20 protein-coding genes are annotated in these 26844 nt (G+C 48.9%); 17 read left to right on the top strand and 3 right to left on the bottom strand.

The annotated features are described in order from the left end of the window. Positions 1-106: 106 nt before the first annotated feature. The 4 genes from ACJJII_RS07670 (at position 107) to ACJJII_RS07685 (ending at position 4928) form a co-directional block, all read left to right on the top strand. Positions 107-1300, top strand: coding sequence for an ATP phosphoribosyltransferase regulatory subunit (locus ACJJII_RS07670; RefSeq protein WP_413664099.1), 1194 nt, complete (start codon positions 107-109; stop codon positions 1298-1300). Between the two features lie 112 nt (positions 1301-1412). After that, on the top strand, positions 1413-2735 hold the full coding sequence (locus tag ACJJII_RS07675) for an adenylosuccinate synthase (protein ID WP_444918819.1): 1323 nt from the start codon (positions 1413-1415) through the stop codon (positions 2733-2735). A 141-nt stretch (positions 2736-2876) separates the two neighbouring features. Next, entirely contained in the window at positions 2877-3530 is a 654-nt protein-coding gene (gene trhA / locus ACJJII_RS07680) for a PAQR family membrane homeostasis protein TrhA (protein WP_282930278.1), read from the top strand. A 177-nt stretch (positions 3531-3707) separates the two neighbouring features. Next, positions 3708-4928, top strand: coding sequence for a lytic murein transglycosylase (locus tag ACJJII_RS07685; protein WP_444918820.1), 1221 nt, complete (start codon positions 3708-3710; stop codon positions 4926-4928). Between the two features lie 7 nt (positions 4929-4935). On the opposite strand, the gene ACJJII_RS07690 is transcribed toward ACJJII_RS07685, so the two are convergent. From ACJJII_RS07690 to ACJJII_RS07700, 3 genes are all read right to left on the bottom strand, one after another. Next, the gene (locus ACJJII_RS07690; RefSeq protein WP_444919265.1) at positions 4936-5958 is read right to left on the bottom strand and encodes a succinylglutamate desuccinylase/aspartoacylase family protein; all 1023 of its coding nucleotides are present in this window, start codon (positions 5956-5958) and stop codon (positions 4936-4938) included. Between the two features lie 93 nt (positions 5959-6051). Then, positions 6052-9135: a DUF6531 domain-containing protein gene (locus ACJJII_RS07695; RefSeq protein ID WP_444918821.1), complete on the bottom strand. Its 3084-nt coding sequence runs from the start codon at positions 9133-9135 to the stop codon at positions 6052-6054. 23 nt (positions 9136-9158) lie between these two features. Next, the gene (locus tag ACJJII_RS07700) at positions 9159-10022 is read right to left on the bottom strand and encodes a Stp1/IreP family PP2C-type Ser/Thr phosphatase (RefSeq protein ID WP_413664103.1); all 864 of its coding nucleotides are present in this window, start codon (positions 10020-10022) and stop codon (positions 9159-9161) included. Positions 10023-10212: 190 nt separating this feature from the next. Here ACJJII_RS07700 and ACJJII_RS07705 point away from each other — a divergent pair, with 190 nt between their 5' ends. The 13 genes from ACJJII_RS07705 to tssC all read left to right on the top strand — a co-directional run bounded on the left by ACJJII_RS07705 (position 10213) and on the right by tssC (position 26841). Further along, a complete protein-coding gene (locus ACJJII_RS07705; protein WP_413664104.1) occupies positions 10213-10932 on the top strand; it encodes a transposase in 720 nt (239 codons plus the stop codon). An 80-nt stretch (positions 10933-11012) separates the two neighbouring features. Next, positions 11013-12509 (top strand): type VI secretion system contractile sheath domain-containing protein, encoded by a 1497-nt coding sequence (locus ACJJII_RS07710; protein ID WP_444918822.1) that lies wholly within the window; start codon positions 11013-11015, stop codon positions 12507-12509. An 86-nt stretch (positions 12510-12595) separates the two neighbouring features. Further along, a complete protein-coding gene (gene tagH, locus ACJJII_RS07715; RefSeq protein WP_444918823.1) occupies positions 12596-14443 on the top strand; it encodes a type VI secretion system-associated FHA domain protein TagH in 1848 nt (615 codons plus the stop codon). Continuing rightward, entirely contained in the window at positions 14421-15080 is a 660-nt protein-coding gene (gene tssJ / locus ACJJII_RS07720; RefSeq protein ID WP_413664107.1) for a type VI secretion system lipoprotein TssJ, read from the top strand. Before tagH ends, tssJ begins: the two co-directional genes overlap by 23 nt. Before the next feature lie 72 nt (positions 15081-15152). Then, positions 15153-16490 carry a type VI secretion system baseplate subunit TssK gene (gene tssK, locus ACJJII_RS07725; protein WP_413664108.1) on the top strand — a complete coding sequence of 446 codons (1338 nt, stop codon included), beginning with the start codon at positions 15153-15155 and terminating at the stop codon, positions 16488-16490. 1 nt (position 16491) lies between these two features. Then, entirely contained in the window at positions 16492-17355 is an 864-nt protein-coding gene (icmH, locus tag ACJJII_RS07730; protein ID WP_413664109.1) for a type IVB secretion system protein IcmH/DotU, read from the top strand. 57 nt (positions 17356-17412) lie between these two features. Further along, on the top strand, positions 17413-20955 hold the full coding sequence (tssM, locus tag ACJJII_RS07735) for a type VI secretion system membrane subunit TssM (RefSeq protein ID WP_444918824.1): 3543 nt from the start codon (positions 17413-17415) through the stop codon (positions 20953-20955). 14 nt (positions 20956-20969) lie between these two features. Continuing rightward, positions 20970-21647, top strand: coding sequence for a type VI secretion system-associated protein TagF (tagF, locus tag ACJJII_RS07740; RefSeq protein ID WP_444911956.1), 678 nt, complete (start codon positions 20970-20972; stop codon positions 21645-21647). A gap of 16 nt (positions 21648-21663) precedes the next feature. Continuing rightward, the gene (locus tag ACJJII_RS07745) at positions 21664-22389 is read left to right on the top strand and encodes a SapC family protein (protein ID WP_444918825.1); all 726 of its coding nucleotides are present in this window, start codon (positions 21664-21666) and stop codon (positions 22387-22389) included. Positions 22390-22510: 121 nt separating this feature from the next. Further along, positions 22511-23311: a hypothetical protein gene (locus ACJJII_RS07750; protein WP_444918826.1), complete on the top strand. Its 801-nt coding sequence runs from the start codon at positions 22511-22513 to the stop codon at positions 23309-23311. Positions 23312-23489: 178 nt separating this feature from the next. After that, on the top strand, positions 23490-24791 hold the full coding sequence (gene tssA / locus ACJJII_RS07755; RefSeq protein ID WP_444918827.1) for a type VI secretion system protein TssA: 1302 nt from the start codon (positions 23490-23492) through the stop codon (positions 24789-24791). Between the two features lie 44 nt (positions 24792-24835). Beyond that, entirely contained in the window at positions 24836-25357 is a 522-nt protein-coding gene (gene tssB, locus ACJJII_RS07760; protein ID WP_444911959.1) for a type VI secretion system contractile sheath small subunit, read from the top strand. Next, positions 25354-26841, top strand: coding sequence for a type VI secretion system contractile sheath large subunit (gene tssC / locus ACJJII_RS07765; protein WP_444918828.1), 1488 nt, complete (start codon positions 25354-25356; stop codon positions 26839-26841). The genes tssB and tssC overlap by 4 nt, the downstream gene beginning before the upstream one ends. Positions 26842-26844 lie beyond the last annotated feature (3 nt).

Below are 26844 nucleotides of genomic sequence, written 5' to 3' on the forward strand. Positions count from 1 at the left end.
ATCACGCAAACCGGGCCCAGCCCGGTTTTTTTGTGGGAAGTGCTGCGGCTCGTTTGTGGCAAGCGCTGTGGCACCGCAATTTCTTCGCTGACGAATTCATTTCATCATGACTCAAGCCGATCGCTGGATGTTACCGGATGGCATTGCAGAAATTCTGCCTGCGGATGCCGTGCAATTGGAGACTCTGCGCCGCCAACTACTGGACCTCTACCACTGCTGGGGGTACGAGTTGGTGATACCGCCGATGTTGGAATTCACCGAGTCCCTCCTGATTGGGATGGGCCATGATGTAGATCTGAGCACCTTTAAGGTTACCGACCAGATATCTGGACGCACTTTAGGTATACGCGCGGATATGACTCCGCAGACTGCTCGGATTGATGCCCACAGCTTTCCCCGCAGAGGCGCCAACCGCCTCTGCTATGCCGGTCAGGTGGTGTACACCAAGCCGCGAACCCCGATGGGTTCGCGAGCGCCGATACAGGTTGGTGCCGAACTGTTTGGTGTGGACAACCTCGGTGCAGACCTTGAGGTGATCTCGCTGATGCTGCAAAGCCTTCAGGTAGCGGGTGTCAGCCAAGTGCACCTGGACCTGGGCCACGTCGCGATTTACCAGAGTCTGGTTGAAGCGGCGGGCCTCAATGACGAGCAGCGCAGCGCCCTGTTGGCTATGTTGCAGAGCAAGGCGACTGCTGATCTGTGCGAGTGGGTCGAGGAGAATGTTGGCGACCAGAAGGCTGCCGAGTGGCTGAAGGCGCTCCCGGGGCTGGTTGGGGGACGGGAATGCCTGGATAAGGCCCGCGAACTCTTTTCTGGAGCCCCGCAAAATTTGCTGGCGGCAGTCTCCGATTTGAGGCAGGTAGCTGAGGCTCTGAATGAACGCTATCCAGAGGTGACACTGTTCTTCGATTTGAGTGAAGTACGCGGCTACGACTATGAAACCGGTCTGGTATTCGCCGCCTATACACCGGGCCACGGCCAGGCATTGGCCAATGGCGGACGTTACAACGGTATCGGAGCCGTGTTTGGGCGCGATCGCCCAGCAACAGGCTTCAGTAGTGACCTGGTGGCATTGAGTAATCTGGGCAGCGCCGCTGTTGAAGAGGGCGCTGCGATATTGGCGCCAGATGTCAGAGGCTCCCAGGGCGCTGAACTGTGGAAGGCGATTCACGAGCTGCGGGCTCAAGGCGAAGTGGTCATCACAGCCCTCGCTGGTGGTGCCGATAGTGAACTGGATTCCCGCTGTGACCGCGAGTTGGTTGCTGAGGGTGATTCGTGGGTAGTAAAACCACGAGACTGATTTTTCGGGCGCAGTGGATGTGCCTATTATCGCGCGGGCCTACCCGCAGACATCCATTTATGTGGGGCCCCGGCTCCCGCAGAGAAAAACCTGAGTTTAGAGATTTATACAGATGGGCAAGAACGTAGTAGTACTGGGTACCCAGTGGGGCGATGAGGGCAAGGGCAAGATTGTCGATTTGCTAACCGAGAAGGTCTCGCTGGTAGTGCGTTTCCAGGGTGGTCACAATGCGGGCCACACGCTGGTTATCGATGGCGAAAAAACCGTACTGCACCTGATTCCCTCCGGTATCCTGCGCCCCAGCGTAACCTGCTTGATCGGCAATGGTGTGGTGCTCTCCCCGGAGGCGCTGCTGAAAGAGATGGCTGAGCTGGAAGAGCGCGAAGTTCCTGTGCGCGAGCGCCTGCGTCTTTCCCCGGCGTGTCCGCTGATCTTGCCTGTGCATGTTGCCCTCGACCAGGCCCGTGAAAAAGCACGCGGCGCCAAAGCGATCGGTACTACAGGTCGCGGTATTGGTCCCGCTTACGAAGATAAAGTTGCTCGTCGCGGTCTTCGCCTGGGTGATCTGTGCAACTGGGATAACTTCTGCCACCAGCTGAAAGAGCTGATTGATTACCACAACTTCGCTCTGACCGAATACTATAAAGTTGATCCGGTCAGTTATGAGGACACCGTTGAGCAGGCCAAAATCTGGCGCGAGCAACTGGTGCCGATGATCACCGACGTTGCCGATCACCTGCACAAAGCGCGCGAGAGCGGAGAGCATATCCTGTTCGAAGGCGCCCAGGGTTCCCTGCTGGATATTGACCACGGTACCTACCCGTTCGTAACTTCCTCTAATACCACTGCTGGCGGTACCGCTACTGGTTCTGGTTTTGGTCCTCTGTACCTGGATTATGTATTGGGCATTACCAAGGCCTACACCACCCGCGTTGGCGGTGGTCCTTTCCCAACTGAGCTGGACTGCGAAGTTGGTCGTCACCTGGGTGAAAAAGGTCACGAGTTTGGCGCTACCACTGGCCGCCAGCGCCGCACCGGTTGGTTTGACGCTGTTGCTGTGCGCCACGCGATCCGAATCAACAGTATTTCTGGCCTGTGCCTGACCAAACTGGATGTTCTCGATGGCCTCGAGGAGGTAAAGGTTTGTGTGGGCTACCGCAACAGCGCTGGTGAAGAAGTACCAGTACCTTTTGATGCTGCAGGTTGGGAAGGTGTCGAGCCGGTTTATGAGTCTATGCCCGGTTGGACAGAGAACACTTTTGGTGTGCGTCGTGAAGCAGATTTGCCGGCCAATGCACGCGCCTATATCGCTCGAATCGAAGAGCTGGTGGGCGCTCCGGTAGACATTGTTTCTACAGGCCCCGATCGCAACGAAACCATTGTTCGCGAATCTTCCGCTTTGTGCGAAATGGGTATTCACAACGCTAGCGTTTAAGCCCTGACCGCCCGGTTGTGAATGTGCAGTCTGGTGATGGCCTTGCTATTTTAAGTGAGGCCTCTGATTATTAGACCTGTTCCAAGTTATTGGTCGTGCACTACACGCAGGCTTATGACCTGAATTTAACCGGGCTAATTTATGTCATCTTCCGTTTCCGTTGCCAGTCGTTACAGTTTTGCTGAAGAGATCGCCAACAGTGTGACACATGGTGTTGGAGCTCTTCTGGCGATTGCCGGTCTGGGTGTATTGACCGGATTTGCTGCCCTGCGCGGGGACGCCTGGCATATTGTCAGCTCCAGCGTCTATGCCTCCACCCTGATACTCTGTTTCCTAGCCTCCACGCTGTACCACGCAGTCAGCCATATCGGCGCCAAAGCGATACTGCGGACCCTGGACCACTCGTCAATCTTTCTATTGATTGCTGGAACCTATACTCCCTTCACCCTGGTCACCCTGAGGGGCCCTTGGGGTTGGTGGCTGTTCGGTATTATTTGGGGGCTCGCGCTGATCGGATTGATTATTCAGTTCACCCCGCTGAAGAAGATCCGAGCCCTGTCCATCACTCTCAGTGCCTTGATGGGGTGGGTCGTGGTGGCTGCGATCAAGCCGCTGTCGGACAGTCTGGAAACTGGCGGTTTGTGGCTGTTAGTTCTCGGTGGTCTCTGCTACACCGGCGGAATCGCTTTTTATCTCTGGCGCAGCCTGCGCTTCCACCATGCAATTTGGCATCTCTTTGTGCTGGCGGGCGGTATATTGCACTTCTTTGCGGTGCTGTTTTACGTCATTCCCTAATCTTCCCGTTTTGCGGCAGAGCTCACTCTAAAGGTGAGCAGCACGAACTTCCCTCTCATGTGACTGTCCAGTTTAATAGTGGGTGGGAAGTTCAACGGTTACCGGCCAATCCACCTTTCGGATAAGAGTGGCTCGTTCTACCCTTGAGCGAGCAAAAGTTGTGTCGAAGGTAACTCCATGCCCAAATTGCAATGGTTTCAATATCTGTCTGCCATCCTCGTGATAAGCGCAGTTCTCCTGGCTTCCAATACCCATGCACAAGAGAAAGCCGATCCGGCCTTCGAACAATGGGTAAAGGAGTTCCGCAAAACCGCGATTAAGAGTGGAATCTCTGCGGAGGTTTACGACCAAGCCTTTAAAGGGATCACTTCTCCAGACCAATGGGTTCTGGATCGTGCAGCCTATCAGCCCGAATTCAAAGCACCGGTGTGGCAGTACTTTGATAATCGGGTGCAAAAGAGAGCGATTGAACGAGGCAAGCGGGAAAAAGAAAAAATGAAGCCCTGGTTGGACAAGATCCAGAAGCGTTTTGGGGTGGACCCCAATATCCTGCTTGCGATCTGGTCTGTGGAATCCAGTTTTGGCGGCATCCTCGGTAATGACAAGGTAATGCGCAGTGTCATTCGCTCACTGGCAACACTCGCCTATGCGGATCCCCAGCGTAAAAAGTTTGGCCGTCAGCAACTGCTGGCCGCGCTAAAAATATTGCAGGCAGGAGATATCGAGGGTGAGCACTTGCTGGGCTCATGGGCTGGAGCTATGGGGCATACCCAATTTATTCCCACCAGTTATCAAGCCTATGCGGTGGATATCGATGGTGATGGTAAACGGGATATCTGGAACTCCATTCCGGATGCGCTCGCGACTGCCGCCAACCTGTTATCCAGTAACGGTTGGCAGCGAGGAAAACCCTGGGGCTATGAGGTCAATATTCCCGCTCGTAAAATGCCCGCGGGAAAGATGTCGGTAGCCGAATGGGAAAAGCTTGGTGTCACACGAGCTAATGGTGAGCCCTTTCCCAACAAGAAAGCCATTGCCGAATTAAAGTTACCAGACGGCCGCAATGGCCCGGCATTTTTAGTGTTCAAGAACTTCTTTGTCCTCAAGCGTTACAACAATTCAGATCGCTATGCGATAGCTATAGGCCTGCTGGCAGATCGGATTGGCGGCGGTGCGCCTTTGGTAAATGATTGGAAGCGTCCATTTACTCTACTGGATAGTGTTCAAGTGGAAGAGTTGCAGAAGTTGCTCAAACAGAAAGGGTTTTACACCGGAGAAATTGATGGCAAGGCAGGTCCGGGTACCCGCAAAGCGGTGAGTGAATTTGAAAAGAGTGCCGGCGTTGAAGTTCAGGGCTACCCGAGCAAGGAAGTCCTGGAGTTGTTGAAGAAACAATAGGGACTCCCTAAAAGTTCTCATCCGGTAGGAGCGTATCCTGGAGTAGCTCCAGGTTCTCGACAACACCCTCGGGTTCACGGAAATAGGCGATGTGGTACATCGCCTCGCCTTCCTGAACCAGGGGGATATTCTGTCGCCCAATAATGATTCCATCCTCATTGCAGATCAGCTGGTCCAGTTCCTGGCCGTATGGATCTGCAATGGTCGCCAGCAGGTCGCCCCGGTAGACCTGATCCCCGAGTGCCTTAAGATGATTGGCGATGCCGCTATCCCCCGCGCGAAGCCAACCGCTGCGTCGAGCAACACATGGCTCTATCACATTTGTCTTTCGGGTTTGCGGCAACATCTCCAGGTGTTTCATCACATTGATCACACCTTTAACACCGGCGCGGATACTGAGTTCATCAAAGCGCAGGGCTTCACCAGCTTCATACAGTAATACTCTTACCCCGAGATCCGCGGCTGCTTGGCGCAGGGATCCATCGCGAATAGAAGCGTTGAGTAGCACGGGAACACCAAAGGCCTTGGCGAGTTTTCGGGTTTGCTCATCGTCCAAGTTAGCGCGAATTTGGGGGAGGTTACTGCGATGTACGGCTCCTGTGTGTAAGTCGATGCCATAGTCGCATTTGGTGACAATCTCCTTGAGGAAGACGTGAGCCATACGTGCGGCGAGAGACCCCTTTGCCGACCCTGGGAATGAGCGGTTTAGGTCGCGCCTGTCAGGTAGATAGCGAGTGTGCTGCAGTACCCCGTAAACATTAACCATTGGAACTGCAACCAGGGTCCCGCGCAATGACTTCAAGCGGCCGCTTTGGATAAGCCGGCTTATTACTTCAATACCGTTGAGTTCGTCACCGTGTATGGCGGCACAAACGAACATCTTGGGACCATCTTTTTTACCGCGCTGCACATAAACTGGGATTGCCATTTCTGTGCTTGTGTAAAGCCGCACAACGGGCAGATCAATATGGCAGGACTCGCCCCTGGCGACATGGACCCCACCGATCTCAAAATCCGAGCGCTCTTCCATAACACTCACGGGCAAATAGACATACCCATAGTGTATAGGTAGATAAGAGTTGACCCGGGCAGCAAATGTTGATGCAGCTGCCCGAGTACTTCGCTACAGCTGCCCGATTGATTGGGCAGAAGTCGTCAGGTTATGAGAGCGCTCCCCATTTAGCCAGATACCGAGGGCAGGGCTCCAGTAGCCTGAGGGGTGGTACCACAGCCCGGTCTCTACATCCGCGAGTAAGTTAGTTCCCCGCCAGGCACTCGGCCCTTGATTGTGGGGGTCTTTTCCTTTCTCTCCAGCCTCCCCACCTTGTGACCACTGAGCGGCACCTTGAGTATCAAAAATCGCGAGTGGCTTGCCGTCGGGGTTGGAAAGGTAATGCTCAATATTGTCGGCAGTCCATTGGCAGAGAATGGCATTGGTTTGGGGTTGGTGAATCCAATGGCTTAAACCTCGGGACTTGCCGTCAATATTGTGAATTTCCCCCCAGATACCCAGGCTGCTCCAAATAGTGACAACGCGGCGCTGGCGGGTTGATTTTCGGTGGGTACATGTCTTGCTTAAGCGCCGACCGAAGGGGTCGTAGCGGAAGTAGGTTTTAAATTCCCCGCACTCCGCATGGCTCATCAGGCCCCAGCCGTCGTATTGGTATTGATAATCCTTGCGGCCTGGTATGTTGCTTTCACTAATAATATTGCCGCGCTTGTCACTTTCTGTTTGAGGTTGAGTCGGACTTTGCTGTGCCCGCAGCGGGTTGGTCATTTGCAGGGGAGGGGATTTATCAAAGTGCCAGGAAAATGCTTGACCGGACTCCATACCTACCAGGCGCCCAAATAAATATTTGTGATTACTGCGAACCTCTCCTTGAACCTGGAGCATATCTTGGCCTTTGGATTCGGTGCGAACAATGGCTTCACCATTGGCATCGATGCCATACAGGGCTCCACAAGGGGCGAATGTATAAGACAAGTCGAGATTGTCGGAGCTGGCACTCTTTAACCAGCCGCGTTTGTCATATTGATACTGAAGACTGAAATCCCGGATATCGGCACTGTCGTGATGCTCTGCGGTTACCCGACCGCGGCTGTCGTATTTAAAGCGCACTGAGGAAAGGGCATTATCTGCCTGTACCAGCCTGTTATGCTGGTCGTAGTGGAACTCACTATTTTGGCCACTGTTATTGCGAATACCGGTTAATACACCGCTGTTGTTATAATTAAAGTACCAGCGAGAGTCATTATCACAATATTCATGCAGGCTGCCGTCTATATTGTAATGCCAACGCCAAGTTCGATCCTGTGGTGCCTCGTGGCTAACTAATTGCCCGTAGTGATCATATTCCCAGTAGTAATTCCCTACGGGGCTCTCCAGGCTGGTGAGTTCATCCCTAGGGCTGTAGATTAATTCCCAGTTGTTACCATCAGCGAAATTGATATGGCACGGGCGGCCCGCGTTGTCATAATCACAAAGAATACTCTGGCCACTGTCTCCGTGGATAGCATTGGGCAGGCCGCGTTCAGAGTAGTCCAGACCGTACTGGTGAATACCCAAGTGGGCTTCACGCAATTCGCCCGCATTGCCATAACTCCACTCACGCCATACTTCGCCATTCATTTTAAGCGAAGTGATTCGTTGCCAGTGGTCGTACTCAAAGCTTAGGACTTTATCGTCTCTACGAACGGACTGCAGCTGGCCTTGCCCATCCCAGCTGAAGTCCACTTTGCCTCCCTCTGGGTCCTGAATCTGTGTGATCTGCCCCCTATCTGTATAGAGAAACAGCCAAACTTGTTTTGCCGGGTCGACGATACGTTCTGGGCGTCCCTTCTCGTTAAACTTGTATTGCCATAGGGTCTCTCCATTGATAACTGCCGCTTGTAAATAGCCGCGATCATCATAGAGATATCGATTACTAATATTGTGAGAGGTGTATCGGACAAGCCGGCCGAATTCATCGTGACGGAAGAAAAGCCTATGGCCGCTGGCCTGAATTTCTTCACTGAGATTGCCGTAGGAATCAAAAAGCCAGCTAAGGCTACGAGATTGCTGCTGTTCAGAAATTCTCTGGCCGAACTTGTTAAAGCGTATAAAAATGGGACCGGACAGCTCTGACTCGACCGTACAGGTATTATGACTTGCGTGCCAGTTTAGACTGGTGATTAATTCATTGGACTGTATTAGCTGGCACCGGCCGTGTGCATCGTAGGTAAATTGATAAATTCCAGATTGGCTATTATTTAACTGTACTAACTGTGTATTGTTATATTGGTATCTTTCTTTTTTAAGGCCGCTACAACTTTCGAGTAGTTGACCATCTTGATAATTGTAGCTGCAGAGATCACTTTGTCCTTCGGCAGCGTGGCTATTTATTAAATTATGGATATGACCGTTCTGGCACTTAAATTCAATAACACGACCCCAGGAGCTGACCATTTTCTTAGGCAGGCCCTCCTGATAGTCGATTGTTATGGCGTTACCAAATTGATCCCTGATTTCTACAAGTGGTAGAGCGCTATTTACACCATCAGCGCGAAATATTTTGTGATGCTGATTGAATGTCGTCAATCGATAACTGTGCAGGCTTTGCCTGAATAACATCAACCGCTCAAAGCGGTTGTAGCACCCGTGACCAATGGCGGGTAATTTGAATTTTACAGACCTCCCTTCGGCAGAAACCAGCTTTACAACGTTATCGTGTACGACAAGCTTTTCACTGAGAGAGTGCCGCCAGCCCACACCAATGCCAGTATCCTCATTGAGAGAGGAGCGAAAATATCGTTTCCATTCAAACGGCAGCGGTCCAGGAATAAGTACGTCTGTTCGCTCGAAAGCGACTTCCCCTGTTGCGGTAACGACGTGCCCGTTAATTCGATGGCAACGATCTAAAGCTGGTACCACCTCGTTCTCGGGGTTAATACCAGGGGTATTGGTGAATTGCGTGGGGTTGTCTTCAGCTTCATACAGGAGGGGTAATATTGGTGCTGAATCGATACTAAAGCGATTAGACGTGATACTTGGCAGCTTTGGCCAAAAGCCCTCATTCACTGGAGTGGGTGAGATGTTTTTTAAAGTATGTTCGACCTGAGAGAGCCAGCGCACAGCCGATGCAGGGCTCTCATGAGAAAGAGTAATTGTCGGAGGGGTAAGCGTATTGAGTAAGTTAGGTATTAGCTGGGTTAGACGTTCCGGTGTCATATTACAGTATCCGGTAAATCAAATTAGCGGTGTAACTTTCTAATTGTTACGTCAGAAGAACTGGGACGTTCGGTAACACTTTGTTCGTGGGGGAGTATTTGACGCAATGATTGTGAAGAATATTCCAATATTCCTGCAGTAATATTGTCGCGCCCACCTAGGCGATTAGCATCGTCAATAAAACGATATACACACTCTAATGCCGGACGATGAGTGGCCAGTACGCGCTCTATCGCATGATCATCAAGATATTCAGTGAGCCCGTCGCTACATAACAAAAGGAGTGCGTTTTGCGTGAGTTTCCAGCTATTTATATCCGCCTCTACACTGCTGGAAACCCCCAAGGCACGGGTAATATGGTTGCGGACATTGGACTCTTTGGCTTGCTCGGGGGTTAATTGACCTGAATCAATCATCTCCTGTACAACGCTGTGATCTCGTGTAAGGCGCTGCAATCCATAATTGTTCCACAGGTATGCGCGAGAATCGCCAATATGTGCAACGATTAAAAAGTCGCGCCACATGACCGCGGCAACCAAAGTTGTTCCCATATTGGAAAACTGGGGGTTCAGGTTTTTGGTATTGATTAGAGCTGTATTTGCGCTGTTGACTGCGTCGATTAGGGTGGCGCGCAATATAAGCTGTTGCTGTTCAGACGTGCAGGAGAAAAAAGTGTGTTTCAGCAGGTCATCGAGATGGGCTTGAACCGTCTCAGCTGCAATTTTACTGGCGGTGGCGCCACCGGTGTAACCGCCCATCCCGTCGGCTACCACAATATAGGCAAAAGGCTGCTCCGCCGACGCGTACCAGCGAATGCTATCTTCGTTTTCCTCACGAACCTGACCAATGTCAGTGCGCCCGTTGACCGCCAGACTAATTTGATCCATGTCTGGTGCAACTCCCCTTTAATAAAAAGCAATACAATGCGGCGTAATATTATTACAACCGATCACCGAGGCTAATGTTAACTTGCTCGCATACCAAGTTTGAAATACTTTTCACTGATTTGCGATAATAAGAGCCTTACCTCTCTACAGAAAAGGCTTTAAGCCAGCTAAAAAAGGACCCATAGGCAAAATGCCCCGTTTGCCCAGGCTCAATTTGATAAATGTTCCCCAGCATATTGTGCAGGTAGGCCACAACAATCTGCCCTGCTTCTTTGACGAGGAAGATTATCAATATTATTTGATTAGTTTGCGTAACGCGTCAGACCAATATGGCGTTGATGTTCACGCATATGTTTTATTGCCCAATATGATCCAGATCATAGCTACGCCCACGATACCGGATGGGATATCATCTATGATGCAATCCCTTGGGCGTCGCTATGTGCAGTTTGTCAATCACCGTTACAAGCGCTCCGGAACACTATGGCGAGGACGCTATAAGTCCAGCTTGATTGATTCTGATGCGTATTTGTTGACCTGTTACAGATACGTAGAGTTGCGCCCACTGTATTTGGGATTGTCAGACTCCCTTGAGGATTACGAGTGGTCAAGTTTTAACCATCACGCAAACATTAAGAAAGATAATTTGATCAAGGATCACCGCTTGTATCTATCTCTTGGGGATACAGTGGTGGAGAGAGCGCAATCTTACAGGAAGTTATTTCAGTATAGCTTTGATCGAAAGTTGCTCGACTATATCGCTGAAACGATTAAGTTAGGTCATGTGCTCGGCGGGGATGCGTTTAAAGAGAAAATTGAGCAGATTGTTAACCAAAGAGTACGACCGCTTAAGCGTGGTCGCCCTAAAAAAGCAAATAAAGTCGAAAAAGAACCAAAAGAAACTGCCTAGCGAAAACCTAATGTCGGGTTGAGGGCGTTAAAAGGCCATAAGAAGTAGGGTAATTAAGCCCTGTCAGCAGGTGACAAATTGTGAGTAGGCCCAGCATTTCAACGGGATTTCAGATCCTTGGCGATAACAATAAGGAAAAACCAGTTATGGATTTTGGCACTGATAGATTGAAAGTTGCGATCCTGGGTGATTTCAGCGGGAGAGCGAGTCGCCGCCAGTGTGAACCCGAAACGATTTCCAGTCGAAGGGTATACCTGTTGAACCGCGATACCTTTGAGGGCGTTTTTGCTGATCTAGGTGTGAGTTTGCAGTTGCCCGTACTGGATCGCCCTCTGGGATTACCATGCTTTGATGATTTACACCCAGATTACCTTTATAGCCGTTTGCCACTGTTTAAGAAGTTTATTGAGCTGGAGCGCAGGCTGCTCGATCCGCGTCAGTTCCAGCAGGCAGCTGAGGAAATTCAACAGTGGAAACCAGAGTTGGCCGCTCAGCAGGGCTTGGGTCAGCGAGATAGCGAGCAGTCGATATTGGATGAAATCCTGGCTGCCGGTCGAGAGCGTAATGCAAAGGAAGGTCAAAACACCTTCCAGGTTGACCAGCTCATCAAAGATATTGTCGCTCCTTATGTGCAGAAAAGTGAGGACCCCCGCCAGGGTGAATATCTAAATGCCCTGGCTGAAGCTACGTCTGATGCGATGCGTAAACTGATGCATCACAGTGATTTTCGTCAGTTAGAGGCTAGTTGGCTGAGTCTGCAACTTTTGTTGAGACGTGTTGAAGAGCACGGGAACCTGGATTTTTACTTAATAGACGTCAGTAAAGAAGAGCTTCTAGCTGATTTTGCTGAAGCCGAAAGCGACTTGGAAAAATCGCAGACATTTAAGTTACTGGTTGAGCGTGAAACAGCTTCTGGGAATATCCCCTATAACCTGGTCATTGGGGATTACTTTGTTACTGATGAGGAGCGAGATCTTCACCTGCTGATAGATTTATCCACGATTGCAGAGGCTGCGGGAAGTGCACTTTTATTGGGTGGGGATCCAAAATTAGCAGGCTGTCCAAATTTGTCAGGTTCAGTAGATCCCGATGATTGGTACTATCCGTTGAGCGATCAGTTTGCGGAAAGTTGGCAGGCAGTCCGTGAATACTCCGCTAGTGAGCATGTTGCGTTGGCAGCTCCCAGATTTATGCTGAGACTCCCCTTTGGGAAAAATACTTCTACAACAGAGTATTTCAATTTTGAAGAATTAACCCCAGAGCAGGGTCATGAATATTATCTTTGGGGGAATAGTGTTTATTTATTGGGGTTAGCGGTTTGCCAAGGCTTTTCTCAAACTGGCAAATTACAGCCCCCTTCGTCTGCAAGCTATGAAGACTTACCCCTTCATTTACGCAAGTTACCTAATGGCGAATTATTGACGCCTTGTGCAGAAGCGCTCCTGACAGATAGGGCAGCTGCAAAATTTATGCAGGCTGGTATTAGCACTATGCGTTCGGTGCAAGGGCGGGATCAAGTCATTCTTCCGAGCTTTAGCTCTCTGGGTGGCGGTACCCTCAAAGGCCCTTGGGTGTAAGTGTAGGGATTGGATCTTTACAGGTATACGCAGGCAAAAATCTACCTGAAGACTATGAATAAACCACTATTGTGAGTCAGGAATAAATGGATCTAATTCTATCAGTATTGGCCGACCCTTCTGGCGCCAATATGCTTAAACATACAAAACTGTTCACGAAAGCTGGTGGCAGTTTGGGTCGCTCTGCCGATAATTATTGGGTTTTACCCGATCCAGATCGAGTGGTTTCCTCAAAACACGCACAGATTTCCTTTACCGATAATCAGTTTTTTCTGGTAGATACTAGTACTAATGGAACCTATTACAATGATTCAGAAAATCCGTTAGGAAAGGGAAATCAAGTCCCATTAAAAGAGGGCGACATGATCGTTCTCGGGGAATATAAATTGAAAGTTTCACTGCGACAGCCTAAGGAAGAGGGAGATCTTCCCAAAGGTCTGGGAAGTGCAGATTTTCTCGATACCTCGGATCGAACAACATTCAGCGCGGATGCCATGGCAAAAATGCAAAGCCAGGCAGAAGCGAAAGAATTGGATAGTTGGCTTGAGCCGGGTTCCAGCCCGCAGTCAGATGTGGCTCAAACTGGGGAGTGGGGCTCGATTGGGCTGGGTAATCAGGCTAACACCCCAACTAGCGATAGTCTTCTCACCTCGGAATCGGGCCCTCTGGACCCACTTGCTGCCTTTGGCCAATCTGACCCGTCTGGTCTTGTTGGTGGTGCTCCTGAGATGTCACCCGTCGGTGGCTTAGTGGGTTCTACGGGTCAGCAGCAATCCAGTAATCAATGGTCTGATGATGAGTGGTGGAAAGATGGTAGTGACGATGATCATGTGCCAGCTGACCAGCACTCAATGCAAATAAATCCCCAGCCGGTACCGGAACTTGTCGTTGAGACGGTTGCGGTGCCTGAATCTCAAGTGGTATCTCCGCAGCCGCAAGTTCCTATGGGTGGTTTCCAGGGGATTTCACAGCAACCTGTCGCAACTCCGATACCACAACCTCAGGCTATGCAGCCACAGCCACAGCCACAGCCACAGCCACAGGCACAGCCACAGCCACAGCCACAGCTACAGCTACAGCCACAGGCAATGCAATCTCAGCCGTTAGGGCAGCCCCAAGGGTTTAATCAGCAACCAATTTCTCCGCCTGCTCAAGATAACCCCTTTGCAGACTCTTTCGCTGCTATGCAGGGGCAACAAGTTGATGGCGCTCCAGGGTTTGGTTCCGGGCAATCGTCCTCGCAACCGCAACCGCAACCGCAACTACAGCCAAAACCAAATCCACAACTGGATTTGGCTGCCCAAGCTCAGCAGTTTTCGCATTTACAGCAATCCCCAGTAACTCAGCCCACAGGTTCTTCAGGGGGGAGCGTTTTTGCATCTACTCTCGGCCTGAATATGAACACGGTCCAGTTGCAACAGGCGGACCAGCAAGCAGCTGAAATTGTCCGGGAAACAGTAGCTCGTCTTATTGACCTTTTGCGCGCAAGAAACAGCATAAAGAATGAGCTGCGTGTGCAGCGAACCATGATTCAAACGGAAGCTAATAATCCGCTGAAATTTAGTGCTACGGAACGGGATGCATTGGAAGCCATGTTTGCGGGTACCGGTGCTTTTATGAATCCCGCTGAGGCAGTGAAGGATAGTTTTGATGATTTGTCGGATCATCAAGTTGCGGTTTTGGCTGGAATGAGAGCAGGTTACAACGCCATGCTCAAATTCTTTAGCCCAGAAAATATTGAGCGCAGACTGGGGAATACTTCCGGCGTTTTTGGAAACAAAAATGCAAAAAAATGGGAAGGATTTACTGCAATTTACAGGGAGCTAGTTGGTGATCCGGATAATTGCTATCGCAAGTTGTTTGGTGATGAATTTGCAGTTACTTATGAAAATCAATTATCAGAGTTAAAAAATGCGCGAAGCATTAAAAATTAATAAGTTGACGGAAAAGAGGGAATTGCTTGTGTCGATAAAAAAATTATTTCAGGTCAGTTTAATCGCTGTTTTGGCAGTTGCAGTTGTTGGTTGCCAAACAACGAGGCGGACTCTAAATCTGGATACCAGTCTCGAGTTGGTTGTAGAGACACAGAATGACGTGAACCCAGATGATGATGGCCGAGCTTCTCCCGTTGTTATACGAGTGTTTATGCTCGCGGACGAGCGCCAGTTTGCCCGTGAAGATTTTCTTAACCTTTACGAGAATGCTCAATCCCGCCTCGGCAAGGATTTGATTGATACTGTAATCCTTAAAGAGTTTGCTCCAGGGGAACAGCGTATAGAAGAACTGGCTTTAACGCCGGACGTAAAATATATCGGGCTTCTAGCTGAGTTTGTACAGTATCAGGATGCAGAGGCACTAATGGTGCTGCCAATTACAGACCACAAAAAAAATGAATATGAAGTATCGCTGGCTGATGTACGAATTGGTTCACCAGATGATATTGCCAAGCGTCGTCGAGCAAAATTGACTACTCGTGGCAGTGAAGATGATAGTGGGGAAACAGTAACAATCTCCAAAGAAGATTATGAAAGAATGAAAAAAACGCTCCCTGATATGCAGCGGTCTCAATAGGGCAGAAATTATTGCCCGGGCAATAAAAATTGCTGCCCTGGAAATATTACGAGAGCTTTTTAAGGAACATTTATGTCGGCAAACAATAAAGTGATCTGGAGCGAGGGCATGTTTTTACGCCCTCAGCATTTTCAACAGCAGGATCGCTATCTCGAACAGCTTGTCGAAGCGCGCACAGCTCCGCTCGGGCCTTATACCTGGGGGATTGTAGAGCTGGCGATCGATAGTGAGCCATTATCGATGGGAAAAATTTCTCTATCGAGAGTGAAAGCTGTTTTTCCCGATGGTACCCCGATACTTGCCCCTGAAAATGAGCATTTGCCGGATGTTCTGGATGTTCCGGTTAATACTCGTGATGAAATAGTCTACTTATGTGTGCCGATGAAGCGCCCAGGTAGCCAGGAGTCGATTCGAGATCAAGAGGACTTCCCGCAGGCACGTTATCAGGCTTCGAACTTTGATGCCCGTAATAGTGCGGCGTCTTCTGGTGAGTCCGCGCGTATCCAAGTCGGAAAGTTAAGAGCTTGTCTCAAATTAGGTAGTGATGATCTGAGTGGCTATGCTGCGGTTGGAGTTGCCCGAATTAAAGAGCGCCAACCAGAAAAGCCGGTAGAGCTTGATTCCGACTATATCCCACCGCTGTTAAATGCGGAGACTTCTGCGGTTATCAATGCATATATTGAAGAAGTAAAAGGATTGCTCGACCATCGAGGCTCGGCTCTGGGTCATCGTTTGAGCGACAGCGGAAGAAGCGGATCTGCAGAAATTGCTGATTATTTGTTACTGCAGGTTATTAACCGCTTTGAACCCTTATTAAAGCAGATCACGGCTCAGCCCCGATTACATCCGCACAACTTATTTCTTGAATTATTGCAGTTGGCAGGCGAACTTTCGACGTTTACTGCTCAGTCTAAGCGCCCTCCAGAAATTCCGGTGTATGCACATGAGGATCTGCAAGTAAGCTTTGCTGGGCTGTTTTCAGCACTTAGGCAGTCGCTCTCCACAGTACTGGAGCAAACAGCGATTGCAATGGAATTGGTGCAGCGCAAATTCGGGATATATGTTGCTCCGGTTACCGATCCTTCATTATTAAAATCAGCCAGTTTTATTATGGCCGCAAAAGCGGATATGCCTGGCGATCTATTGCGCAGCCGCTTCCCCACGCAGGCAAAGGTTGCCCCAGTTGAGGCGATTAGAGAACTTATCTCTGCGCAGTTGCCTGGCTTGACTCTGCGCCCACTTCCCGTGGCTCCTCGACAAATCCCCTATCACGCAGGGTTCACTTACTTTGAGGTGGAGCGCAGTGGAGAGTTATGGCAGGCCATGACTCGCTCGGGTGGTTTTGCAGTGCATCTGGGCGCAGAGTTCCCTGGATTAACTATGGAACTCTGGGCCATAAGGAATAATTAATATGAGTAATGACAGCTTTACTCCTCCACGGGCCCCTAATGCTGGGGATAGAACGGTTTTGATACCGACACCCGGTGCCGCAGCAGCACCGGCAGCAGCTCAGGCTCAGCCACAATTCTTTGCCAGCCAAGATGCCCCGGTCGAGGCTCAGGTCCGCAACAGTCTTAATCCATTGGTGTCTGCGGCTTCGAAATTGTTAGGCGTAATTATCAAATTGCGCACAACGATGAATCACGCCAACGTACCTGATCTGCACAAGCGACTTACTACGGAAATCCAAAGCTTCGAGCGTGAGGCAAAGCAACTGGCTTTAACACCTGAATCAGTGCTAACAGCCCGTTACTTACTATGTACCGTCGTGGACGAGGTTGTTTTGACCACGCCTTGGGGTACAGCTAGCGGTTGGAGCCAGCACTCTCTACTTAGCCTATTTCACAAAGAGACTTTTGGAGGGGAGAAGTGTTTTGTCATTTTGCAGCGCATGCTGGAAACTCCCGCAAGTCATTTGGAACTCCTTGAGCTTTTTTACCTGTGTTTGAGCTTGGGCTTTCAGGGTAAGTATCGGCTCGTACAGCGTGGACACGAACAAATAGAACAGATTCGTGATGAGCTCTACAGAACAATTGAACAGCACAAGCAGCCAATGGACCGAGATCTTTCGCCGCGTTGGCAAGGATGCGTAGAGCGAAAATCCCGGCTGATTCACTATATACCCCTCTGGGTGATTATGAGTGTTGTCCTGGGATTGTTACTTGCAACTTATAGTGGTTATCGCTGGTGGCTCTATGAAACGACGACACCGGTCGCGGACCAGATTTTAGATTTGTCCAAAAGTGATGATGAGTCTCCGCAAGGAGAAGGGTAACACTCGGGCTGATATTGATCCTGGGTATGGTCGATACCCTGGAAGACGGAGCAATTCATGAAACGCTTGCGTAACTTTTTTACCAATAAGTGGGTGTTGGGGCTCATAGGGCTCTCAGCTCTTTCCCTCCTCATTTGGTTTGCGGCTGATTACATTAAGTTTGGTAGTGATAATGCCACGCTTTCTCACTCTGTCCGGCTAACTATTATTGTTTTTATTTTTGCTATTTGGCTTGTGTGGAATATTAGCCAATGGTTGGTAGAGAGACGCCAAAACCAGGCTTTAATAAAAGGCATTGAGGAATCACAAGAAGCCGATTCTACAGATCCAGACGAAGAACGCTCGCTGGAAGAGTTGAATGCTCTTTCTGGTCGCTTCCGTGAAGCGATGGGTGTATTACGTAGTGCTCGGTTTAAATCTGACAAGGGACAAGTTTCCCTTTATCAGCTTCCCTGGTACATCATTATTGGGCCTCCCGGTTGTGGTAAAACAACAGCCCTGGTGAACTCCGGGTTGGAATTTCCTCTGGCGCAGAGTCATGGGAAGGAAGCCCTGGGTGGGGTAGGGGGCACCCGTAACTGTGATTGGTGGTTTACCAATGATGCAGTTTTAATTGATACCGCAGGGCGTTATACGACTCAGGACAGTCACCGGGTTTACGATAATAGCGCTTGGAAAGCTTTTCTGAGCTTATTGAAAAGATACCGCCGCCGCCGCCCGATCAATGGTGCTCTGGTTGCAATTAGCTTGCAAGATTTAATGGTGCAAACTGAAGAGCAGCGCCAACACCAGGCAAAAATTATCCGCCAGCGTGTAAATGAACTGCAACAAGAGTTGGGTATTCGCTTCCCGATTTATCTCACTTTCACAAAATGTGACTTAGTTGCAGGTTTTACAGAGTTTTTCGACAACCTCTCTCAAGCTGAGCGTGAGCAAGTTTGGGGAATGAGTTTTCCCCGTGAAGCTAACGCCACTGTAGGGGCCCCTCTCGATAATTTCAAAGCAGAATTTGAGCAGCTGATAGAGCGTTTGAACCAACGCGTATTGTGGCGTGTTCATCAGGAGAGGAATGTAGAGAAGCGGGCGTTGTTGCAAGGTTTTCCTGCCCGAATGGAAAGCCTTACAGATATTTTGACAGATTTTGTAAAGCAGACTTTCGGTCCAAATCGTTACGAAACCGTCCCTATGGTCAGAGGGGTCTACTTTACTAGTGGCACTCAGGAGGGCAGTCCTGTTGACCGTATGATGTCCTCCGTAACCGCTGATTTTGGACTAGAGCGTAGCGTCGGGCCAAAATTCCAGGGTGTTGGTAAGAGCTTTTTCTTGCATCGACTATTGAAGGATGTCGTTTTCCCCGAGGCTGAATTAGTAGGCGTTAATCGCCGGATTGAGTCAGCTAACCTTTGGTTACGCCGGGGAGTTTTTGCTACTTTGGCGGGAGGCTTTGTCGGAGCTATTTTCTTATGGAGTGGCAGTCTCGCACAGAATAAATTATCCATGGGAGAGGTTAGCGATAATCTCAGCGCGTACCAAGGTGCAGAGAGTGAGCTGAAAGGTAAAAATATTACGCCCATCAGTGCCTTAAATTTGTTAGAGCCTTTGAAGCGGGCTAGTGCGGTCTACGATCGTGAGGAACATCCGTGGATTGGCAATTTGGGACTTTATGACACCAGAATTGATACCGCGGCAAATGATCTCTATCGCCATAAATTAGAAACTATTTATCTTCCCGCTTTACTTCGTGATATAGAGAGTGACTTAAGTCGTCTCGGAAGTAATGATCCCGCCTTGGTAAGTACTCTCAAAACCTATTTGATGTTTTTTAATCCAGATAAAATGGATTTGAAAACCATAGAGGCTTACTACACTGCTCGCTGGGAGCGTCAGCTACCCGGTGAAGCTGGGAGGCAGGAAGAACTGCGCTACCACCTAGATCAACTATTTATTCAGCCTCTACCCAATTCAATGGAAGAGAATGAGAGGGTGGTAGCTCGCGCGCGACAACAACTGCGTCGTATCCCTGTGCCTCAGCGGTTATTTGCTCAACTACAAAATAGTGACTTCGGATTGACCCCTGTAGATCTCTACCAGGAAATTGGTGGAGACACTCAGCAAATTTTTGGTATGGGAGCCAATAATCCAAACTTCACGATTCCCTTCCTCTATACAAAGGCGGGTTATAAAGAACTGGACTTTGGAGCAGACTCTCAGCTGATGACAAATATGGCTGAAGAACGCTGGATTTATGGAGGAGATCTGAGTGGTGAGGACTTTACCGAAGCCGACCGTGAAAAGCTTGGTGAGGAAGTAAAACGAATCTATCTTGGGGAGTACTTACAGCGTTGGCAGGGCTTCCTTGGCGGGTTCAAAATACAGAGGTTTGGTAGCACTTCACAGGCATTGGATGTGTTGTCAAAGTTGTCTGATCCTATTTATTCACCCCTGCTTGCGATTACCGAGATAACTTCAGATAACACTCGTCTGACCCTTCGTCCTGAAGTGCCAGTCGATGCTTCTGGGGTACCTCTACCTGTATCCAGTACTACTCGAAAGCTGGGACAAGCCGCACTGGGTAGTGCAACCAGTGCCTTGCAGGATCATTACAAGCCAAACATTGTTGATGTTAGGTTTGAGGAGGTTCAGCGAATCACTCAGAGTGAGAAGGGGCGGCCAGCGCGTATCCAAGAATACCTGGATACTATTAATAAAATTCAGGAATACCTCACTGAGATCGACAGCGCTCCCGATTCGAATCAAGCGGCCTTTGGACGTGCCAAAGCGCGTTTTGCCGGCGGTAGCGATGCGATTAAACAGTTAAGGGTTAAGGCTGCCAATGCGCCAGCACCTTTTGACCAGTGGCTGACAGATATTGCTGACAGCGCTTGGGGGCTGGTAATGGCCAAGACTAAGGCGCATATCAACCGTGTCTGGCGTGAAGAGGTTTATCAAAGCTATAGCAATAGCCTGGCAAACCGGTACCCACTGCGCAGCGACCGTGACCAGGAAGTGCCGGTGATGGAGTTTAACCAGTACTTCAAACCAGGTGGTATTGAGGAGAAATTTGTCAATCAGTATCTGAAACCATTTGTGGATACCAGAAACTGGAAAATCAAATACGTTGAAGGGCAGGGTATTAGCCTTTCAAGGGAAGCCCTTTCCCAGTTGCGTCGAGCTGAACGTATTCGAAAAACTTTCTTCAGTGCCGGCGAAGGAGCTTCTTACTCCTTCCGTATTGAGCCCACGAAACTGGATTCCAGTGTTCGTTTGTTTGAACTTGAACTTGGAGAGCAACGAGTTCCTTACTCCCATGGCCCTAAAACCACTAAAAAGCTGACTTGGCGTGGTGGTGAAAGTAATCGCGTCCGCATTATCTTTGAAGATCTGAATGAGACTGTTCATCGCAAGCATTTTGAAGGGGACTGGGCATGGTACAGACTGTTAGCGAGCTCAGATTTGGAAGCCGGGCGAAGTAATGCAGAACACTTTGTCACTTTCTCTGAGGAAGGGCGAAAGGCTCAATTTAAATTGATTGCATCTAATGTAAACAATCCGTTCGACCGCAGTTTACTGCGCGGATATCGATGCCCTGAGACCCTGTAGACGGAGTAGATGATTTGCAAAATACAGTTGGTATTTTTGGTAAGTTGCCGGGTCACGGGGACTTTGTTCAGCGGCAGCTGCCAGGTAGTTTTGTCACTGTATGGGATGGCTGGTTACAACGAGCGGTATTTGGATCTCGTGAACTCGTTGGTCAAGAGTGGTTGGACTACTACTTGACCAGTCCTGTTTGGAGGTTTGTCCACAGCAAAGGCATCATTGATGCCAATGCGTGGGCCGGAATTTTAGTACCTAGTGTGGACAGTGTTGGGCGCTATTTTCCGTTGACATTTGCTGCTCCGCTATCCCCGGTAGTGGATGCATTTGCTTTTATGTCTGATGCTAAGAGCTGGTTCCAGAGCTTGTCTGAATTAGCAATTACATCGCTGCAAAATATGCTACATGCAGACCAGTTATGTGAGGCATTTAGTGCTCCCCCTGACAGGGCGGGCATTATCTCTCTGCCTCCAGCACAGGGAGACTTTGTCGTCTCCACAGGTCAATCGAATAGTCTGGAAAGAGGTTTTGCAGGTCTATTAGGGCAGATGAGCAAAAGTAGCTACTCCGCATATAGTCTGTGGTGGAGTGAGGGGTCTCAACACTTGGCCCCGACAACCTTGCTGTGCCCATCACTGCCAAGCCCTGAGCTCTATAGCTCAATGCTTGGTGTGCAGTTACAGAAGAATATAAGTTAGGATTTGAGGGCACAGCGTGAGACAGCTGGTTATCTTGGACAAGAAGAAGCACCGTAATTGTAAATTAATCAAAAGTGATCTTTCCCATAGCAAGAGTTTACATGTCTGTCCAATTTTGTTGCCTGAGTTTATACCGGTAGCGCGTGCCTGCCCTATTATATTTACTCGATCAAAAGAGACGGGAAAGCTTGAGAGCTGTGCATTACTTGGCGTAACTCCTGGGGAAAATCTTTTCTGGCAAGAAGATCAATGGTTGGGTGAGTATATTCCCACGACTATCCGCACTTATCCTTTTTATTTAAAATACAAACAGAGTGACTCTTCTAGTGCTTACATTTGTGTTGAATCTTCTTTGCTTACCGCAAACGAAAATAGTTCTCAAGCTATAAGGCTGTTTGAAGAAAATGGAAAGCCAAGTAGCTACTTGTTAGAGGCGCAACGTCGTTTGGAAAATATCCACCTTCAAAAAATACGGGTCACTAACTTTGTAGCTCTTTTAACGCGGTTTAAATTGCTGGTAGAAAATCAAATAAATGTAGATTTGCCAGGTGAAGTTAAGCATAAATTAACAGGTGTTTATTGCATTTCAGAGGAGAGATTGGGGGAGCTTGATTCTAGAGCCTTCCTGGAGTTGCGTGAATCAGGTTGTTTACCTTTCATTTATGCGCATTTGTTTTCCTTGCAGCAAACTTCAGCTCTGAGCGAGCTGCATAAAAGATATCACGCAAAAATTATTCATTAATACTAAGAGTGGAAATTTACTTTTCACCCGTGGATCTGTTTAAAAAAATCAATCTCAAGAAAACCTATAAAATTTAATTGAGTTTGGATGGTCGTATCAGAGATTCTCGGTTGTAAAGAAATTGTCAGAGCAGGAAGCTAAGGTTACAGATATGTCTTACGGAGTAATTTTTACCGGAGAAATAAGAGGTTCTGTAGAGAGACGCTATGCAATAGCTGCATTGGGGCGTGAATTTGGTTTGGCCTTTAGTCAGATAAAAGGGCTGCTGGGCGGTACAAACTCTCAGGTTAAAGTCACAGAAGATAGGAGAGAAGCCTGCCAACTAATGAAAAAATTCTGGGAGGCGGGATGGCATACACAGCTCTGTTTGGGTGATCAATTAATACACTGTACTGAAAAGTCTAGTAATTGTGGAGACCCTCCGTTACCTCCTGCTCTGGAGTTTTTGGAAAGTACAGATGGCACAGCTTCTATTGGTATTCCAGCCGGTTGGCAAGGGTTTGATAATCTGAATAGGGAAGCTGTGATTCAGGCCGGAAGTTCAGAGTTAAGTCGCTATTTGATAGTTCTAAAGCAAGATCGATCCCTGCTTCCCCATGACTTGTCGATCGAGCATTTTGGTAAAGCACAAATACAGCAGTGTCTGGCTAGAGTGGAAAATGGCGTTATTATATCTGGGCCTGAGCCACTGATAAGTAATAGTCAAAATGGTCATATTTATGAGATGTCTGCTGAGGTTGTAAAAACACCAGTTCGCTATTTGGTCACTTTCTTCCAGAGCCAGGAAAGTTTCTATTCTGTGTTTTTGTGGTCATCTCTTGAGAACTTTGAAAAGAGTAGGTCTGAGTTTTTGCATATTTTTGCCACATTTAAACTTGCGACTAGTATGGGGAGTTGCGATTCAACATCAGTTCCTATGTAATGGCTTGGAATAAGAAGCCAAAATCTAACAAAAATAAATAGCGTAAAATTGTCAACTGAACATGTTTTTTAAAGTAATAGGTACCAAGCGCATTATTTGCCTTGATTAGATATCTACAACGTGTACTCTTCTCAGAATTCTGATTAAAGGATTTGATTCGGTATAAGGGCCTTTATTGATGGCATTCCCAAACACGATAAATATCGATGAATTAGTTGCTCCAATCTCAGAGGATAATCCCGTAGGGGAAGATATCCGAGAGGATCGTTCGCCAACTTCTGACTATTACTCGATCAAAGATGCTCGCAACAGTGCAAGAGCTGCTGAACGCTCCGCAATGTTCGATGATGCAGATACAGACCTACTCGCACCTTGGAGGGATGTAGCAAAAGCTGCAGAAAATATCCTAGGGAAAAAGAGTAAGGACTTAGAGGTTGCCAGCTGGTATACCGAGGCCTTAATTCGCTTACATGGCTTTATTGGCTTGAGAGATGGCCTGCAGGTGATCGACTCGTTAGTAGAGCAATATTGGGACGGCTTGTATCCCTTACCAGACGAAGATGGCCTTGAGACAAAAGTAGCCCCCCTGACAGGTTTGAATGGTGATGGTGGTGATGGCACTTTGCTAATGCCCATTCGCAGTGCCGGTATTACTCCCGAAGGGGATTATGGGGACTATTCATTCTTCCAATTCCAGCAGGCACGGGATGCTGACAGAATTGCAGATGACGATGCCAAGGCTGCTCGAATAGAAACGTTGGGTTATAACCTTGAGCAAATTGATCAATGTGTAAACAGTGCGAGCGGTGAGTGGGCCCAAAACCTCGTCCAGACAATCGAGGCTGCGCTGGGGCACTTTAAGACCATAAATGATAGCCTGCGACAAAGCTGCGGCCATGATGCCCCCCCATCCACGAATATTTCATCTCTACTGGATGAAGTGTTGCGGACAAGCCGCTTCATTTATAAGGCTCACTTAGAGTCTTTGGAGCAGATTCAAGAAGATGTGGCGCCTGAATCATCAGAAGAGCCTACAGGGGAAGTTCAGGCTGGAAATGCAGCTGCAACAGTTGCTTCTGTGGCTGCCACTGCTGTAGCTGTTCCTACCGGTCCGGTAGTGTCCAGAGAGGATGCTTTAAAATTGCTTGAACAGGCGGCAAAGTATTTTCGTACCTATGAGCCGCATACGCCGCTGGCGCCCGGCCTGGAGAGGCTGATAGGCTGGGGACGAATGACCGTCTCACAATTGATGTCTGAATTGCTACCCGATGACCAGTCGAAGGCGCTTTACTCCCAGTTGACGGGAGTTCGTCTCGATGGCACGGATACGCAAAAATATATAACCCCACCAGTGACTACGAGTGGCACTTCATCAGCTCCTGCGGTTGCCGCAGATACACCTACTGAAAGTGTATCCGCGCCAGTCTCTGATGATGGTTGGGGTGAGCAACCGCAAGAAGAAGCCAGCACTGGTTGGTAATTAACTGAGAACAGCAGTCCCTAAAGTCGGAAAGGAGACCTTAGATGTCTGAAAGCATCCACAACAAACTTAAGCGCGTGCGTAAGCCGCGTGTACATATCACTTACGATGTTGAAACTAACGGAGCCGAAGTCAAAAAGGAGCTTCCTTTTGTAGCCGGCGTTATGGGTGATTACTCTGGCGATAATGCAGAGAATCGCAAAGCTCTAAAAGATCGCAAGTTTATCCAGATTGATCGCGATAACTTCAACGATGTAATGGGTAAAGTTAATCCGAAACTGGATCTCCAGGTGGAAAATACTTTATCGGGTGACGGCAGTAAAATGGCTGTTAATCTCGACTTCAACAATATGGACGATTTTTCGCCAGAACAAATTGTTGAGCAGGTTGAGCCCCTCAAGCAATTGCTCGAAGCACGCAGCAAGCTACGTGATCTGCTGAGTAAAGCTGATCGCTCTGAGGAGCTTGAAAAAGTACTTGAGGATATTCTCAAGAGCACAGAAAACGTCAGCGCTATCTCTGACCAGTTGGGCTTGAATGAGGATAAAGGAGAGGACTCAGAATGAGCACTGAAGTAGAAAATGTTGCAGGTAGTGAAGCTGAAGAGCAATCGGCGAGTCTCCTAGACCAGGCGATTGCGGCAACTAAACAAACTGAGCCTCAAGAAGCACAAGACTTGCTTGCGAATTTAACAGAGCAAGTAATGAAAGGGACGGTCACCTGGGATCGTAACCTGACCCAGACCATCAAGAAAGCAGTTAGCGCGATTGATAAGGCCATGTCCCAGCAGCTATCTGCTATTTTGCATGACGAGAAATTCCAGAAGCTGGAAGGATCATGGCGTGGTCTGAATCACCTGGTCATGAACTCGGAAACTGGCGCCACCATGAAAATCCGCATGCTCAATCTGAGCAAGCGCGAGCTCTTCCGCGACCTGGATAAGGCAGTTGAGTTCGACCAGAGCCAGACCTTCAAAAAAATCTATGAAGAAGAGTTTGGTACTGCGGGTGGTGAGCCATACGGCGTAATGATCGGGGATTTCGAGTTCACCAGCCACCCTGAGGATATCGAGCTTCTGAGCAAGATGTCTAATGTAGCTGCGGCTGGCTTCTGTCCGTTTGTTGCTGCTGCCGGTGCCGGCATGTTTGGTTTTGATGATTATACGGAGCTTTCTAAGCCGAGAGATCTGGGTGGTATTTTTGAATCCGCCGAGTACATCAAGTGGCGCAGTTTCCGTGACAGTGACGACTCCCGTTTTGTCACTTTGGTAATGCCGCGCACTTTGGCCCGTACCCCTTATGGTGCTAACACCAAGCCGATTGAAGCTTTTGACTTTGAAGAGTTTGAAGTGGATGAAGCTGGCGTTTCCCGTCCGGCAGAGCACGATCAATACTGCTGGATGAATGCTTCTTATGTTATGGGTACCACCATGACTAAAGCATTCGCTGAGAACTCTTGGTGTACTGCAATTCGTGGTGCTGAGGGTGGTGGTAAAGTAGAAGGGCTGCCATCTCACGTGTTCAAGAGTGACGATGGGGATCTCGATCAGAAATGTCCCACAGAGATTGGTATTACCGATCGCCGTGAAGCTGAGTTAAGCGCTCAGGGCTTCTTGCCTCTGTGTCACTACAAGAATACGGATTACTCTGTATTTTTTGGTGCTCAAAGTGCGCAAAAGGCGAAGGCATACGATGACCCTGACGCCACTGCTAACGCAGCTATTTCTGCCCGCTTACCTTATTTGATGGCGACCTCTCGTATTGCACATTACCTCAAGGTAATGGCGCGCGATAAAGTGGGTTCCTTTATGGAAGCTGGTGATTGTGAGCGCTGGTTGAACAAGTGGATCTCCCAATACACTAACTCCAACCCCGACGCGAGCCCTGAAATGAAAGCGAAGTACCCGCTTTCTGAGGCGCGTGTAGAAGTAAAAGAGATTCCGGGTCAGCCTGGATGTTACAGTGCGATTGCCTATCTGAGACCCTGGTTACAGATGGAAGAATTGACGACGTCCTTGCGCATGGTGGCAAATATCCCATCTGCGGGATAAGGC

The organism is Microbulbifer maximicatervae (SeqCode) (assembly GCF_052467825.1).